This window comes from Streptomyces sp. NPDC004609 (assembly GCF_042873655.1).
Taxonomy (GTDB): domain Bacteria; phylum Actinomycetota; class Actinomycetes; order Streptomycetales; family Streptomycetaceae; genus Streptomyces.
Genome location: NZ_JBIALS010000006.1, coordinates 176,972 through 191,896, shown reverse-complemented (window position 1 = coordinate 191,896; position 14,925 = coordinate 176,972). Strand labels below are relative to the sequence as shown.

The following is a 14,925-nucleotide window of genomic DNA, read 5'->3' as shown; positions in this document are numbered from 1 at the left end:
CGACGGAGTCTCACGAGTTGACTCAGCGTATCGGGAGCGAATGGGAACAGGCTCGCTCCTTCGTGTGAGGCGGTCACGCGCCGTTGACGGCCGAGGCGCGGGACGCGAAGGCCCTGACGTCCGCGTCCGGGTCGTGGACGGCCGTGGCCAGGGCCGTGAGGGCGGCCGGTGACGGGACGTGGCGCAGCAGCGCGAGCGCCGCGGACCTGCGGACATCGGCGTGGGGATCGGTGAGGGTCTTGGCGAGTGCCGGGACCGCCGGGTCGGACGCGGCGGCGCCCAGGGCCGTGGCCCCCGCGCGGACCTGCCAGGCGGGGTCGGACAGCGCCCGGATCGCCGGTTCCACCAGCGGCGGAGGGCAGCCCGTGGCGCCCAGCGCGCCGAAGGCCGCCGCGCGGACCAGGGCGTCGCGGTCGCCGGCCAGCAGCGCGAGGGTGTCCAGCGGGGGCGCCGCCACGGAGGCCAGGGCCTTCGCCGTCGCGACCCGGACCTCACGAGCCGGGTCCGCGGCGGCCCGCGCCGGTTCCGCGGCGGCGTCGACGGAGACCAGGGCGCGGACCGCCTCCGTACGGACGGCGGGATCGGGATCGGCCAGCGCCGCCGCGAACAGGGCCGCCTCGCCCGCCGCAGCGCCCACAGCAGACCGAGCGCGGCAACCCGTACGACCGGGTCGTCCGACGAGAGCAACGAGACCGGGGGGGTGCGCAGCGCGGGCTCGGGCGGCAGGGTCTCGGCCGGCTCCCGCAGCGACGCGGCGGCGGCCGCCCGTACACCTGCGTCCCGGTCCGCCAGCGCCCCGGCCAGCGCCGGGCCCGTGCCCGGGGGCGCGGTCTCCGTGAGCGTCGTGATCGCGGCCCGCCGGACGGCCGGATCGGAATCGGCCAGACAGGGCGCCAGCGCGTCCAGCGCGGGCGCGTCGTCGGCGAGCGCCAGCAACTCCAGGATCCGGGGCGAGGTGGCCGCGGCGACCGCCTCGGCCCGTACGGGAGCGGTGGCGATACGGGAGCCGGTCGGGGCGATCTCGCGCGGGCCCGCCGTGGCCGTCCGCTCCAGCCGGACCTTCCCGAGGAACCGGGACTCCCCGCCCACCGGCGAGAACTCCTCCACCGGCACCAGATAGGGCGCGACCGGCCGCGCCGTGAACTCCATCGCCCCGCGCGCCGACTTGCGCAGATCCAGATGGTGCAGCCAGGCCCGGTCGTCGCGCCGGGGATGGTCCGTACGCTCGTGGTACAGCCCCCAGCGGGACTCCGTCCGGGCGAGCGAGGCACGCGCCGCCATCTCCGCGCAGTCCCGGATGAAGCTCACCTCCGCACAGCGCATCAGCTCGTGCGGGGGCGTCGCGCCCATCTCCGCGATCTCCCCGCGCATGCGCTCGAAGTGCTCCACGGCGAGGGAGAGGCGCGCCCCCGACTTGGGCGGGGCGACGTAGTCGTTGACGAAGCGGCGCAGCTTGTACTCGACCTGGGGCTGCGGCGGCCCGTCCGGGTGGCGCAGCGGCCGGTAGACCAGCTCGTGTGCCTCGCGCAGCTGATCCTGCGGCAACTCGCCCTCGTACGCCCGGTACCGGGCCGCGTCCGCCCCGCCAGATCGCCGAAGACGAACGCCCCGATCATGTAGTTGTGCGGTACGCAGGCCAGATCGCCCGCCGCGTACAGCCGGGGCACGGTCGTGGGGGCGTGGTCGTCCACCCGCACCCCCGAGGCCGAGTGGCCCCCGCACAGCCCGATCTCGGAGATGTGCATCTCCACGTCGTGCGTGACGAAGACGACGCTCGCGCCGGTGCCCCGCAGGACCTCGACCAGCAGCCGCTGCATACCGGACCTGGTCTGGGCGTCCAGCGCGCCGAACGGCTCGTCCATCAGCACCGCCCGGGGCTCCCCGGCGAGTCCGCGGGCGAGCTGGACGCGCTGGCGCTGCCCGCCGGAGAGCCGGTGGTGTTGCGCCATCAACGGGCCGCGTCGCACCGCTGTGACCTGGTGTTCCGTGGGGCGGACGGCAAGATCTGCCACCATCACGGCCAGGTGCCGGTGCTCGTCCGTGCCCGTAGCCCGTAGCCCGTAGCCCGTAGCCCGTGGTGGCGCGGGGGCCGGGCGCCGGGCCGGGGGGCGCCCGTGCCCCAGCCCACGGTGGCGCCGGGGTCAGACCGAGGGGACGATCCGGCCCATGACCTCGCCGAGGCCGACCCGTACCCCGTCGGGGCCCGGCGCCCACGCGGTCATCGTCACCACATCGCCGTCCTCCAGGAACGTCCGCTTGCCCTCGGGGAGTTCGAGGGGGTCCCGGCCGTTCCAGGTCAGCTCCAGCAGGGAGCCGCGCTGGTGGACCTCGGGGCCGCTGACCGTGCCGGAGCCGTACAGATCGCCCGTACGCAGGGACGCGCCGTTCACCGTCATCTGCGTCAGCTGCTGGGCGGCCGTCCAGTACATGGTGGCGAACGGCGGCTCGGCGATCACATGGGAGTTGACCGCCACGGTGATACGGATGTCGAAGCCGCCCTTCTCCTCCTCGGCGGAGTCGTCGAGATAGGGGAGCAGTCCGACGTCCCGCACGGGCGGATCGGTCCTCGCCGCGTCGAGTGCCTCCAGCGGGGTGACCCACGCCGACACCGAGGTGGCGAAGGACTTGCCGAGGAACGGTCCGAGCGGGACGTACTCCCACGCCTGGATGTCCCGGGCCGACCAGTCGTTCAGCAGGAACAGGCCGAACACGTGCTCCGTGAACTCCCCGAGCGGCACCGGGCGGCCCATCGGCGTCGGCGCGCCGACCAGGAAGCCGACCTCCGCCTCGATGTCGAGCTTGACCGACGGGCCGAAGACGGGCGCGGGGTCGGCGGGGCCCTTGCGCTGGCCGCTGGGGCGTACGACGTCCGTGCCGGAGACGACGACCGTACCGGAGCGGCCGTGGTAACCGATCGGCAGATGCTTCCAGTTGGGTGTCAGCGGCTCGCCGTCCGGGCGGAAGATCCGGCCGACGTTGGTGGCGTGGTTCTCGCTGGCGTAGAAGTCGACGTAGTCGGCGACCTCGTACGGAAGGTGCAGCGTGACCGTGTCGAGCGGGTGCAGCTGCGGTTCGACCGCGGCGCGGTGGGCGGGCACCGTCACCCACGCGGTGAGCGCGCGCCGCACATCCCGCCAGGCGGTGCGCCCGGCGGCGAGCAGCGGGTTGAGAGCCGGCCGGTCCAGGAGCGCGGCATAGGGGGAACCGAGGGCGCGGGCCGCCGCGCCGACGTCGAGCACATACCGTCCGACGCGGACGCCGAGCCTGCGGCGTTCGGGCTCGTCCGCTGTGGTGAAGACGCCGTACGGGAGGTTGTGCGGGCCGAAGGGATCGCCCTCGGCGAGATCGAGCGGGCTCTGCTCGGACATCGGTGCCTGCCTCGCTTTCCACGGTGTGGGGGACACGTTACGTGGGGTTCGCACGGGTCCGTCAGGGTGCGATCTCCGGGCGGGCCGCGGTGTCACCCCGGTGGACGGGGGAGGTGTTCGCGCCAGGTCCGGTGGAAGACGATCTCCCTGCCGTCGCGGCAGATCACCTCGTCCTCCGCGATGAAACCGGGCTGCGGCGGGGTTCCGCGGCCCGGGGCGGGGGAAGCGCCGGAGTCCGGGCGGGATGCGGTCGCGGTCGCGGAGCCCGGTGCCGGTGCCGCCGTGTCGCGGGTGAGGACGGAACGCGTCTCGACCGTCACGTCCCAGGGCGGATCCGGCCGGTGGAAGCGGACCGTCCGGGTGGACTCGGCACGGGCCGACCCGGGGTCGTCCTCCCGGATCGTACGGACCTCCCGGGCCTCCTCGACGAGTTCGAGGCCGTCGGGGAAGAGGCGTCGGCCGCCGGTGTCCGGGGTCTCGGGGTCGGCCTCCAGCCGCCACAGGCCCGCGCCGACATCCCGGACGACCAGCCGCTCGGGGCGCCGCTCCCCGGGCGCCGCCAGCGTCGCGGGGGTGCTGACCCCGAGGGGCTCGGCCCGCTCGGGCGGCCCGAAGGCGGGGGCGTACGAGGGGCCGTGCCCGGGGCCGTACCCCGAGCCCGCGCGGACGGGGAGTTCCAGACGCGAGCCCCCGGGGTCCAGCACGAATCCCGCCGAGCCCGGCTGGGGCCACACCCACGGCCAGTACGCGGACGACACCGCCAGCCGCACCCGGTGCCCCGGCGGGAAACGGTGGCCGGCGCCGTCCAGGGCGAACGCCACGTCCTCGGTCGCGCCGGGCGGCCAGGCGTCCGCGCGCTCGGTGCCGTGCCGGGCCGCGAGATTCAGTACGCCCCTGGTGACCAGCGCGGACGAGCCGTCGGGCGCGATGTCGCAGAGCCGGGCGATCACCTGCCCGTACGGGACGTCCAGCCGCAGCCGCAGGGTGACCCGGGGCCGGCCCAGGATCTCCAGGGCGCCGCCCTCGACCGGGAACTCGAAGCAGGCCGAGCGGGCGTCCTCCGCACGCTGGTCGGGCGGGAGATCGGCGGCCCGGCCGTCGGCCGGCAGCCAGCGGCCCGCGTCCACACCGGTGTGCTGCGGTGAGTCGGTGATCCCGGGCGGGCCCTCCAGGCCGTACGACACGGTACGCAGCGCGGGTGACGGCCAGGCGTTCTCGGCCACCCAGTAGCCGCCGGGTCCGTCCGGGGCCGCGCCCGGGACTTCGGCGCCGCCCGGTTTCGTGCCCGGGTCCTCGATCCACGCCCGCAGCAGGGGGCCGTCCATCACCCCGTTGGCCACGTCGCGCAGATGGCGGTCCCACCAGGCGAGCGTCTCCCGGAGGAACCCGATCGGCGGACCGGGGCGGCCGTGGTCCGGATACTGGAGGGCCCACGGCCCGATCAGACCCCGCACCCGGTCGGCGGGAAGCGCTTCGAGGAGCCCGAGCACGGTGTCCCGGTACGGCTCGTGCCAGCCGCCCACCGCCAGCACCGCCGCCCGTACGGACGACAGGGGCTCCGGGCGCGTCCAGTGCCCGTCCCGGAGCTGGTGGGCGAGCCAGCGGTGAAGGGGAGGCTCGACGGACTCCAGGCGCCCGAGCCACAGATCGCGCCACTCGCCGCCCGCGAACACCGGGTCCGGCGGGCGGCAGAGCGCCGAGAGCAGCGCGGCCGACCGGCTCTGCATCGCGTCGGCCGCCGGTGAGCCGCCCGGGTAGGAGGCGCCGTTGTCGTACGGATCACCGGCCGCCCCCACGGTGACGACGGCGTCCAGGGGGCCGGGTGCCAGGGCCGCGAGCCGCAGCGCCCAGGTGGCCCCCCGGCCGAGCCCGAACATTCCGGCCCGGCCCGTGCACCAGGGCCGCCCCGCGAGCCAGTCGATCACCTCGATGCCGTCCGCGAGCACGTCCGCCCCGTCCGCGGTCACCCCGGTGCCGTCCGCGAGGGCCTCCGCACCGCCGGCCGCGGGCGCCTCCGCGCCCCGGGGCTCGGGCGCCTCCGCTCCTCCGGCCCCGGTCGCGCGGACCGGTACTCCCCGGACCGGTACTCCCTCGCTGTTTCCGTGGCCGCGCGCGTCGACGCGTACGGAGGCGTAGCCGTGGCCCGCGTACCAGGGGTGGCGCTGCGCATCGCGCGGGGCGGTCGCGTCGGTCAGCCGGTCCGGCGCGTATTCGAGCAGAACGGGGACAGGAGCGTCGGTGAGCGGACGCCAGAGCCGGGCGTACAGCCGGGTCCCGTCACTCAGCGGAATCCGGATGTCTTCATGGCTGGTTTCATAGGGGAAAAGCGGACGATGGCGCATGGTGTGGCCTCGCTGCACGGGGTGGGTCCCACCGCCGGGCCGGTCCCGGGGCCATCGCGCCCCGGTCCCGGAGACGGACCCGGAAACACCGGCCGGACCCGGAACCGGATCCACGGGAGTTCCGTCGCCGATCCCGGTGAAAAGGCTCACCCTTGGTCGTATGTGCTGATCACGAACATACCGGCGGCGGCGGGAAGGCGCTCATGGTGATCGAAACGCGACCGGATACGCTGACTTGAGTGAATCCAGCGACACATCGACAATCCGTGTGATTATCAGCAGACAGGAGACCCCTCGTGACCGTCGTCGGGCCGTTCGGGCTGAGCGTGCGGGACCAGGCTCTTGAGGCCGATGTCCAGAACGGACTGTCGGCCGTCGAGGCGGGGCTGCTTGAGGCCACCAAGAGCGAGGTGCCCTTCATCACGGAGGCCGCGCAGCATCTCGTGCGCGCCGGGGGCAAGCGTTTCCGGCCACTGCTGGTGATGCTCGCGGCCCAGTTCGGCGATCCCTACGCGCCGGGTGTCGTGCCCTCCGCGGTGGTCGTCGAGCTGACGCATCTCGCGACCCTGTACCACGACGATGTGATGGACGAGGCCGACGTACGGCGGGGTGTGGACAGCGCCAATGCCCGCTGGGGCAACTCCGTCGCCGTCCTGACCGGCGACTTCCTCTTCGCCCGCGCCTCCCACATACTGGCCGATCTGGGCCCGGAGGCCGTCCGCATCCAGGCGGAGGCGTTCGAACGGCTGGTCACCGGCCAGATCCTGGAGACGGCGGGCCCGCGCGACGGCCGCCATCCGGTGGAGCACTACCTCGATGTGATCGGGGGCAAGACGGGTTCGCTGATCGCGGTCTCCGGCCGGTTCGGCGCGATGATGTCCGGCGCGGACGAGGGTGTCACCGACATCCTCACCCAGTACGGGGAGCGGCTCGGCGTCGCCTTCCAGCTCGCCGACGACGTACTGGACATCGCCAGCGACACCCACGAATCCGGCAAGACCCCCGGCACGGATCTGCGCGAGGGAATCCCCACCCTGCCGGTACTCCATCTGCGTGCCCGGGCCGAGGCGCACGGGCGCCCCGACGATCTGGAACTCCTCGCCCTCCTCGACGGCGATCTGGCCGACGACACCCGTCACGCCGAGGTGCTGCGCCGGCTGCGTGCCCATCCGGCCCTGGAGCAGGCACGGCGGGACACCGTCCGGTACGCGCAGGAGGCGCGCGCGATGCTCGCCCCGCTGCCGGAGTGCTACGCCAAGGCGGCTCTGGAGGAGCTGTGCGACGCGGTGGTGCACCGCGCGGGCTGACACCGGGATGCCGGGCCCGGGTGCCGTGAGGACGGAACGCCGGGAGTCCGTCCGGCCCGCGGAGTCTCGCCGCCCGGACGCGGTGCAGGCGCGCCCGGACCGCGAGGACGCTCGCCCGGACACGGCCGGAGCGTAGGTCTCGACCCGGTCGAGCAGACTGTCCTCATGACGGATCAGCTCACCCGCAGACTTCTCGAACGTTTTGTCGACCGTGTCCGGCGGGCGCTGCCCGTGGTCTCCGTGTGGGTGCACGGTTCGGCTGCCGCCGGGATCGACTACCGCCCCAGCCGCAGCGATCTCGATCTGATAGCCGTGGTCGACCGGCCCTGCACACCGGCCGAGGAACGGCGGCTCGCGGAACTGCACAGGACCCTGGCGAAGGACATCCCGGCCGCGGCGAAGCTGCACTGCGGCTATCCGCCCGCGGGTGAGCTGGCCGACCCGGCGAGGGAGCATCCGGCCTGGGCCCACGAGGAGCTGATCCGCCGCCCGGTCGGCCCGGTGACCAGACGCGAGCTGCACGAGTTCGGGCTCGTCCTGTACGGCCGTCCCGTGGCGGATCTCCTGCCCCCGGTCACCGACGCACAGCTCAAGGCGTCCATCGCCGGCGAGCTGGCGGACGGCTGGCGGACCACCCTGAGCCGGGAACGGCTCCTCCAGGACGCGTGGGTGGACTTCGGCTTTCTGACCCTGGCGCGGGCGGCGGTCACCCTGCGCACCGGTGAGCTGATCAGCAAGCGCGAGGCCCTCGGTGTCCTCACGGTCGAACTCGGCGCGCCCGCCGAGGTGGTGGAGGACATCAGCAGGCGGCGGTACGCCGAACCGGCCCCCGCCCCCGCGTCCGAGGAGTGGACGGCCCGGCGCGCGGAACTCGCCCTCGCGTTTCTGGCGCCCGCGCTGGAACGGGTCATCGCCTCGTACGAACCGGGCACGTGAGCCCGGTCACCGGGGCCTTGCGGCGGAGCCCTGCCATGACCCCTACTGGATGGGGGGGTGAGAGCGGCGATCAGTCATCCCAGAGCAGTAGGGGAAGTTGCTCCCGGGGAGTGACGCCCCGGCGGGGCCGATTTGGTCAGATTGACATCACCACTTCTGACCCACCACGGAGGTAGGGCACACCATGGCACCGAACGACAGCGCACAGACCACCGAAGAGGCCGGGGACCTCTCGGCGCGCCGCCGCAAGGCGGCTCGCTATGTCGTCCCGGTCGCGGTGGCCGGGGTGGCGGCGGCGACCATCGGGCTCGTCCCGGCGCTCGCTGCCTCCGGTGACCCGAAGCTGCCGAAGATCAGCGCGCAGGAACTGATCGAGAAGATAGCCGCGTCCGACACGGAACAGCTCTCCGGCACGGTCAAGATCAGCACCGACCTCGGCATCCCGGACTTCGGCGGCCTCGCGGACTCCTTCGCGCCCGGCGCCGGCGGCGGAGGCGGGGAGCCCGGCGCGGAGGACGGAGGTCCGTCCGCCTCGCCCGACGGCAAGCTGATGGAACTGGCGACCGGTTCGCACACCCTGCGGGTCGCGGCCGACGGTCCCGACAAGCAGAAGGTGTCGATCCTGGAGAAGGCCGCCGAGTACAGCCTGATCCGCAACGGCGACGAGGTCTGGGCGTACGACAGCGGGACGAACCAGGTCTACCACGCCAAGGACACCGGCCACGGCAAGGACGGCGGCAAGGACGGCGGCAAGGGTGGGGACGCATCGGACCGGAAGGCGCCGGGGGATCTGCCGGCCACGCCCAAGGACTTCGCCGAACAGGCCCTGAAGGCCGCCGGGGACACCACGTCGGTGAGCGTCGACGGCACCGCGCGGGTGGCCGGGCGCTCGGCGTACCAGCTGGTCGTCGAGCCCAAGCAGAGTGGTTCGACCGTCGACTCGATCAGGGTCGCGGTGGACTCCGAGACCGGTACGCCGCTGAAGTTCACGCTCATCCCGAGCGGTGGCGGCAAGGCCGCGATCGACGTCGGCTTCACCACGGTCGACTTCTCCAGGCCCGCCGCGTCCACCTTCGACTTCAGCCCGCCCAAGGGCGCGAAGGTGACCGAGGCGGACGACCTGGAGAAGCAGGCGCCCCGGGGCCACGAGGGGTTCACGGGAGACGAGTTCAAGGGCGGGGGCCTGCCCGGCGACTTCCAGGGGCTGAACGTGATCGGGGAGGGCTGGACCTCGATCGCGAAGTTCGAGTCCCCCGGCGGCGAGGGCTTCACCCCGCCGAAGGACGGCGAGCTGCCGGCCGGGGCCGAGGGCTTCCTGGACTCGCTCGGCGACCCGGTCAGCGGAAAGTTCGGCTCGGGCACCGTCTTCAAGACCCGCCTGGTGAACGCGCTGATGACGGACGACGGCACGGTGTACGTCGGTGCGGTGACCAAGGACGCGCTGGTGAAGGCCGCGAACGCCGACAAGTGACGGTGGCCCCTGCCGCGTGACGGTCGTCCGGGGACCGCTGTCCCCGGCGGCCGTCAGGGACACGGCTCCGCCGACGGGTCAGGGACACGGCTCCGCCGGCCGTCCGGGTGGCGGTCGCCGGGTGACCGCCGCCACCGGCCGTCCGGCCCTGACTCCGCCCACTGCCACCCGTCCTCGGGACACCTGAACGGATGGCGGCCGGTCGCGGCCGTCGGCCGAGGCAGTCGGCTGACGTCGTACGAACGGCCGCCGTTCGGTTTCGTCCGCCCCGCCGTGCGCAAGTACGGTGGGGCGGAGTGCTGTGCGGGCGACGGAGACGAGGACCGGGATGACAGCGGTGATCGAGACGCGCGGGCTCACCAAGCGCTACCGGGGCGGTCAGCCGGCCGTCGACCGGCTCGATCTCACCGTGCCCGACGGCAGCGTCTTCGGCTTCCTCGGCCCCAACGGCTCGGGCAAGACCACCACCATCCGGATGCTGATGGGCCTCATCGAGCCGACCGCGGGCAGCGCGACCGTGCTCGGCGGGACCATGCCGGGGGCGGTGCGTTCCGTACTGCCCCACGTGGGTGCCCTGATCGAGGGGCCCGCGCTCTACGGGTTCCTCAGCGGCCGGGACAATCTGCTGCGGTACGACTCCGCCGACCCGACCGCGGACCCCCGTACCCGCAGGGGCCGGGTCGCCGCCGCGCTCGACCGGGTCGGGCTCACCCCGGCAGCGGGCAAGAAGGCGAAGGCGTACTCCCTGGGGATGAAGCAGCGCCTCGGGCTCGCCTCCGCGCTGCTCCGCCCGCGCAGGCTCCTCGTCCTGGACGAGCCCACCAACGGGCTCGACCCGCAGGGGATGCGCGAGATCCGTTCCCTCGTACGGGAGCTGGCGGCCGACGGCACGACGGTCTTTCTCTCCTCGCACCTCCTCGACGAGATCGAACAGGTCTGCACGCATGCCGCCGTGATGGCCCGGGGCCGGCTGCTCATCCAGGGCCCGGTCGCCGAACTGGCCGCCGGGACCCGCGGCCGTCTCACCGTCGTCACCCCCGACACGGGCGACGCGGCCCGCCTCCTCAAGGAACTCGGCATCGCGGAGGTCGCCGTCGGGGACGGCGACAAGGTCACCGGCGAGCCACCGGATCCGGAAACGGATCTGGCGGATCTCAACGCCGCGCTGGTGCGGGGCGGCGTACGGGTACGGGGTTTCGGGGTCGAGCGGGCCTCGCTGGAGGACGCGTTCGTGGCGCTGACGGGGGAGGGCTTCGATGTCGCAGGCTGAGCAGCGTCAGGACGAGGCCGGTCCGGTGGCTCTCCGGACCGGGGCCGGGACAGAGGCCGAGGCCGGGACCGGGGTGCGGACGGACGCCGGACCGGCGGGCGCGTCGCCTCTCGCGGCGGCCCGGCCACGGACCGGGGTGCTGTGGACGCTCGGGCTCTTCCGTTCCGAACTGGTCGTCACCCTCCGCCGCTGGCGCACGCTCGCCCTGCTGGGTGTGCTCGCGGCCGTCCCCCTCCTCATCGGCGTGGCCGTGAAGATCGAGACCGACGGCGGCGGCGGACCGTCCGGAGCCGGGGGACCCGCCTTCATCGCCCAGATCACCAACAACGGGCTGTTCCTGGTCTTCGCCGCGCTCGCCGCGACCCTGCCCGTCTTCCTGCCGATGGCGATCGCCGTCGTCGCGGGTGACGCGATCGCGGGCGAGGCGAACTCCGGCACCCTGCGCTATCTGCTGGTCGCCCCGGCCGGCCGCACCCGGCTGCTGATCGCCAAGTACGCCACCGCCCTGGCCTTCTGCCTGATCGCCGCGCTCGTGGTGGCGGTGTCGGCGCTCGTCGTCGGGGCGGTGCTCTTCCCGCTCGGGGACGTGACGACGATCTCGGGCACCACGATCTCGTTCGGGGAGGGGCTCCTGCGGGCCGCGCTGGTCGCGCTCGTCGTGGCGGCCTCGCTGGCGGGGATCGCGGCGCTGGGGCTGTTCGTCTCCACGCTCACGGGCAGCGGTATCGCGGCGATGGCGACCACGGTCGGGCTGCTGATCACCGTGCAGATCCTCAACACGATTCCGCAGCTGGACGCGATCCACCCGTATCTCTTCCCGCACTACTGGCTGTCGTTCTCGGATCTGATGCGGGAGCCGGTCTACTGGGACGAGGTGCAGAAGAACCTCGGCCTCCAGGCGCTGTACGCGGCGGTGTTCTGCTCGGCGGCCTGGGCGCGGTTCACGACGAAGGACGTCAACGCCTGAGCCGTTCCCGGACCGCGGGGAGTGCCTCGCGCCGCCCGGTCCCGGCGCGTGCGCCCGGTGTCCGTGCGGTGATCGGTCCGGGTACGCCCCGGTACGGGTACGCGCCCGGTCCCGGCAGGTGACTGGCCCGGACGACCGGGGTGCCGGGACCGGACCCGTACACGGCTGCATGCGTGTGCGGTGGGTGCACACGCATGCAGCCTGCGGGGGGTGGCGGTCCTGCGGTCCTGTCCGGAAGCCCTCGGAACGGCCCTCGGGGGGCCCTGGACTCCCGGAAACCTCGGGGCACCGGGGCCGTCCGGACTCCAGGAGCCGTCGGAACTCCCGGCGTTCCCCGGAGCCCCGGGCCCTCGGAGCACTCAGAAGGTGAGTTTCCAGCTGTCGATGTACCCCGTGTCCTGGGCGGCCACGTCCTGGACACGCAGCTTCCACACGCCGTTCGCGGGCTCGCCGGAGGCGTTCACGGTGTAGGTGGTGACGACGTGGTCGGCCGAGTCGTTGGCGCTGGAGTTCTTCAGCCGGTACGCGGTCCCGTCCGGGGCCACCAGATCCACGACCAGGTCGCCGCGCCAGGTGTGCTTGATGTCCACGCCGACGGCGAGAGCGGCGGGGGCGTTCCCGGTGCGGCCCGCGACCTCGACCGAGGAGGTCACGGCCGGTCCGTTGTCGGGGACGGTCACATCGCCCGCGTTCTCGTACGCCTCACCGGGCGGGACCGTGACCGCGGTGCCGAGGGTCCACACGGCGTGGGCGACCGCATCGCTGTTGCGGTCGAGGGCCGTGTCGTTGATGTTCGCCGTGTTGTCGCAGGCGGAGTGGTAACAGCGGTCGAAGGACTGGCCGGCCGTGCCGCCCCACTTCTGGGCCTGCGCCGCCGTTTTGGCACGGCCCGCTCCGGTGAACAGTCCGCCGACCCGTATCCCGGCATTCTTGAAGGAGGCGTGGTCCGAGCGGCCGTCCCCCTCGGTCTCGATCTCCGTGGAGACGCCGATGCCCGTGAAGTAGTCCTTGAAGACCTTCTCCAGCGCCACATCGTCGTCGTAGACGAAATAACCGGGGTTCGGCGATCCGATCATGTCGAAGTTGAGGTAGGCCGAGACCTTGGCACGGTCGGCGGCGGGGAGGTTGTTGACGTAGTACTTCGACCCGACGAGTCCCAGTTCTTCCGCACCCCACCAGGCGAACCGCAGATGTCTGGTGGGCCGGAGCCCCGCGCGGGAGACGGCGAGCGCGGTTTCGAGCACGGCCGCCGAGCCCGAGCCGTTGTCGTTGATGCCGGCGCCCGAGGTGACGGAGTCGAGATGCGCGCCCGCCATGAGGACCTGGCCCTCGTCGCCGCCGGGCCAGTCGGCGACGAGGTTGTAGCCGACGGCTCCACCGGTGGTGAACTGCTGGACGGCGGTGGTGTACCCGGCAGCGTCCAGCTTGGCCTTCACATAGTCGATGGACGCCTTGTACCCGGTACGGCCATGGGCGCGGTTGCCGCCGTTGGCGGCGGCGATCGACTGGAACTGGGTGAGATGCGCCTTCACCGACGCGAGCGGTATGTCGGGCGCGGCGGCTGTGGTGCTGCCTTCGGCCGGTGCTGCCGCGGCGCCCGCCGCGGGGACGGCGGTGGCGAGCAGCCCGGCCAGGGCTATGGAGGCGGCGGCGAGCGAGCGTCTGGAAGGGGCGAGTCTCATGTGGGGGCTCCGGGAATTCCGTACGGGGACAGGACGGAACGTGCACCACACCGCGGAGCGGCGGATTCCGGGGTGCGGCGAACGGTGGGACGCGGTGCTACGGGGACGGCGGTGCGGCACAAGGCGGTGCGGGGAAGCCTGCGCGGGAACGGCGATGCGGGGGAAGGGCGGTACGGCTGCGGTGCTGGGGCGAACGGCGGTACGGCGTGCGAGCGCACGGAAACCGGCGAGCGCCGGGTGGGCACTAGGTGACGCGGGTGGCACGGGGTGCGCTGTGCCCCACGAGTTCAGCGGTAGTTCGACGCACCGTCAAGGGCGGAATCCGGTCAGTAGTGTTCGTTTATCGGATGGAGGGTCCGATGGCGGGACGGGGCGTCGGTCCCGCGGAGCGGGGGGCGGTGCCACGGCCGTCCCGGGTCCGCGCAGCCCGTCCCCAGTCCGTGGTCTGAGCGTGGCGCGGCCGGTCGGGCCCGTATCCACGGCCGCCGCGATGGGCGAGACGGCGAGAAGCGCCCCCTTGCCGATGCTGTCGCTTCTGACTCGGTCACCGGCTCGACGGCTTCCGGGGTGCCGGACTGTGGACCCGCGCGTGATCAGGTCCGAGGGCTCCCCGCGCCCGGGGTCACATGAGGCGGCGTCTGCGCACCCGGGATCGCGCGACGCGGCCGTGTGTGCCGGGCGGGTGCGCCGTTCGGTACGAGTGGGGGGACCGGGGTGCCCCGGCCCTGCGGGTTCGCCGGGCGGGGCGTGCAGGAGGCGGGGGCGGGCCGGAGGGTGGGGGCGCGGCGGCGTGGGGTGCGGGTCACTCCACGCAGAACTCGTTGCCCTCGGGGTCTCCCAACACTCAGAACTAGAGGTTCTGGAGTGTCGGCATGGTGGCATCGGTCCTGGTCAAGCCCGGTAACGGGAATCTGTCGGTCCCTACAGGGTCCATGCAAGAGACCACCCCCCGGAACCCCCCTCGCGGGCACGGTCTACGAAACGCGGACCCTCCGGGGTGTGCGGTGCGTGCGCCTGTCCGTCCTGACCGACGAGACCACCAGCCCCGAGCGGCAGCGCGAGGCCGACGACAAGGTTGCGGCAGAACTCAACATCGACTTTGGGGCCGGTGACGCGCTCCGCGAGGCCGTAGACCTCGACGTGTTGGCGAGCAAGATTGCCCCGTTCGACCGTCCCGCCCTCGGGCAGTGGCTCGCCCGACCCTAGCTGTACGACGTGCTTGTCTGGTGGCGCTTTGACCGCGCCATCCGGTCCATGAGCGACATGCACGACCTTGCCAAGTGGGCAAAGCAGCACCGAAAGATGTTGGTCTTTGCCGAGGGCATCGGCGGGGCAGGGCCCCGGAGTGTTCCGGGCCCGTCCGGGTTTGACCTGGTGAGGGGCCTGACGTAGAGCGAGCACGGCGACTGTGGATCATGGAGTTCTCTACGCTTCAAGATCTGCAAGGTTGCCGTGCTCGTCACTCCATCATCTCCCATGTCTTCGGCCCCGCCGGTCGTGGCCCGCGCCGGGACTTCTGCCACCGGTGTGGGCCTGGTGCCCGAAGGATTGCCTGCCCTGCTGGCTGAGGTCCCCGACCCGC

The 14,925-nt window shown here is 73.0% G+C and carries 8 protein-coding genes and 3 pseudogenes; 6 read left to right on the top strand and 5 right to left on the bottom strand.

The genetic code is table 11. The annotated features are described in order from the left end of the window. Positions 1-73 precede the first annotated feature (73 nt). The 4 genes and pseudogenes from ACFYT4_RS08480 to ACFYT4_RS08465 all read right to left on the bottom strand — a co-directional run. Positions 74-1,790: pseudogene (locus ACFYT4_RS08480) on the bottom strand (HEAT repeat domain-containing protein); the annotation flags it as partial. A gap of 108 nt (positions 1,791-1,898) precedes the next feature. Beyond that, positions 1,899-1,949 (bottom strand): annotated as a pseudogene (locus ACFYT4_RS08475) (hypothetical protein); the annotation flags it as partial. A 192-nt stretch (positions 1,950-2,141) separates the two neighbouring features. Next, a complete protein-coding gene (gene fahA / locus ACFYT4_RS08470) occupies positions 2,142-3,368 on the bottom strand; it encodes a fumarylacetoacetase (protein WP_389266575.1) in 1,227 nt (408 codons plus the stop codon). Between the two features lie 92 nt (positions 3,369-3,460). Continuing rightward, positions 3,461-5,710, bottom strand: coding sequence for a CocE/NonD family hydrolase (locus tag ACFYT4_RS08465; protein WP_389266573.1), 2,250 nt, complete (start codon positions 5,708-5,710; stop codon positions 3,461-3,463). Positions 5,711-6,006: 296 nt separating this feature from the next. Between ACFYT4_RS08465 and ACFYT4_RS08460 the strand changes: the two genes are divergently transcribed. The 5 genes from ACFYT4_RS08460 to ACFYT4_RS08440 all read left to right on the top strand — a co-directional run bounded on the left by ACFYT4_RS08460 (position 6,007) and on the right by ACFYT4_RS08440 (position 11,661). Further along, positions 6,007-7,017, top strand: a complete 1,011-nt coding sequence (locus tag ACFYT4_RS08460) for a polyprenyl synthetase family protein (protein ID WP_389266571.1) — start codon at positions 6,007-6,009, stop codon at positions 7,015-7,017. A gap of 165 nt (positions 7,018-7,182) precedes the next feature. After that, entirely contained in the window at positions 7,183-7,953 is a 771-nt protein-coding gene (locus ACFYT4_RS08455; RefSeq protein WP_389266569.1) for a nucleotidyltransferase, read from the top strand. A 184-nt stretch (positions 7,954-8,137) separates the two neighbouring features. Continuing rightward, positions 8,138-9,424, top strand: a complete 1,287-nt coding sequence (locus ACFYT4_RS08450) for an outer membrane lipoprotein carrier protein LolA (protein WP_389266567.1) — start codon at positions 8,138-8,140, stop codon at positions 9,422-9,424. Positions 9,425-9,752: 328 nt separating this feature from the next. After that, positions 9,753-10,694 (top strand): ABC transporter ATP-binding protein, encoded by a 942-nt coding sequence (locus ACFYT4_RS08445; protein WP_389266565.1) that lies wholly within the window; start codon positions 9,753-9,755, stop codon positions 10,692-10,694. After that, the gene (locus ACFYT4_RS08440) at positions 10,681-11,661 is read left to right on the top strand and encodes an ABC transporter permease (protein WP_389266563.1); all 981 of its coding nucleotides are present in this window, start codon (positions 10,681-10,683) and stop codon (positions 11,659-11,661) included. Before ACFYT4_RS08445 ends, ACFYT4_RS08440 begins: the two co-directional genes overlap by 14 nt. A gap of 359 nt (positions 11,662-12,020) precedes the next feature. Here ACFYT4_RS08440 and ACFYT4_RS08435 read toward each other — a convergent pair whose 3' ends face one another. Then, positions 12,021-13,343 (bottom strand): M28 family metallopeptidase, encoded by a 1,323-nt coding sequence (locus ACFYT4_RS08435; protein WP_389266562.1) that lies wholly within the window; start codon positions 13,341-13,343, stop codon positions 12,021-12,023. Between the two features lie 999 nt (positions 13,344-14,342). On the opposite strand from ACFYT4_RS08435, the pseudogene ACFYT4_RS08430 reads away from it, so the two are divergent. After that, positions 14,343-14,675, top strand: a pseudogene (locus ACFYT4_RS08430) (recombinase family protein); the annotation flags it as partial. Positions 14,676-14,925 lie beyond the last annotated feature (250 nt).

Bases quoted from the DNA above. Each gene is read 5' to 3' on its own strand.
- fahA (WP_389266575.1), bottom strand. From the start codon at position 3,368: ATGTCCGAGCAGAGCCCGCTCGATCTCGCCGAGGGCGATCCCTTCGGC.
- ACFYT4_RS08465 (WP_389266573.1), bottom strand. From the start codon at position 5,710: ATGCGCCATCGTCCGCTTTTCCCCTATGAAACCAGCCATGAAGACATC.
- ACFYT4_RS08455 (WP_389266569.1), top strand. From the start codon at position 7,183: ATGACGGATCAGCTCACCCGCAGACTTCTCGAACGTTTTGTCGACCGT.
- ACFYT4_RS08450 (WP_389266567.1), top strand. From the start codon at position 8,138: ATGGCACCGAACGACAGCGCACAGACCACCGAAGAGGCCGGGGACCTC.
- ACFYT4_RS08445 (WP_389266565.1), top strand. From the start codon at position 9,753: ATGACAGCGGTGATCGAGACGCGCGGGCTCACCAAGCGCTACCGGGGC.
- ACFYT4_RS08440 (WP_389266563.1), top strand. From the start codon at position 10,681: ATGTCGCAGGCTGAGCAGCGTCAGGACGAGGCCGGTCCGGTGGCTCTC.
- ACFYT4_RS08435 (WP_389266562.1), bottom strand. From the start codon at position 13,343: ATGAGACTCGCCCCTTCCAGACGCTCGCTCGCCGCCGCCTCCATAGCC.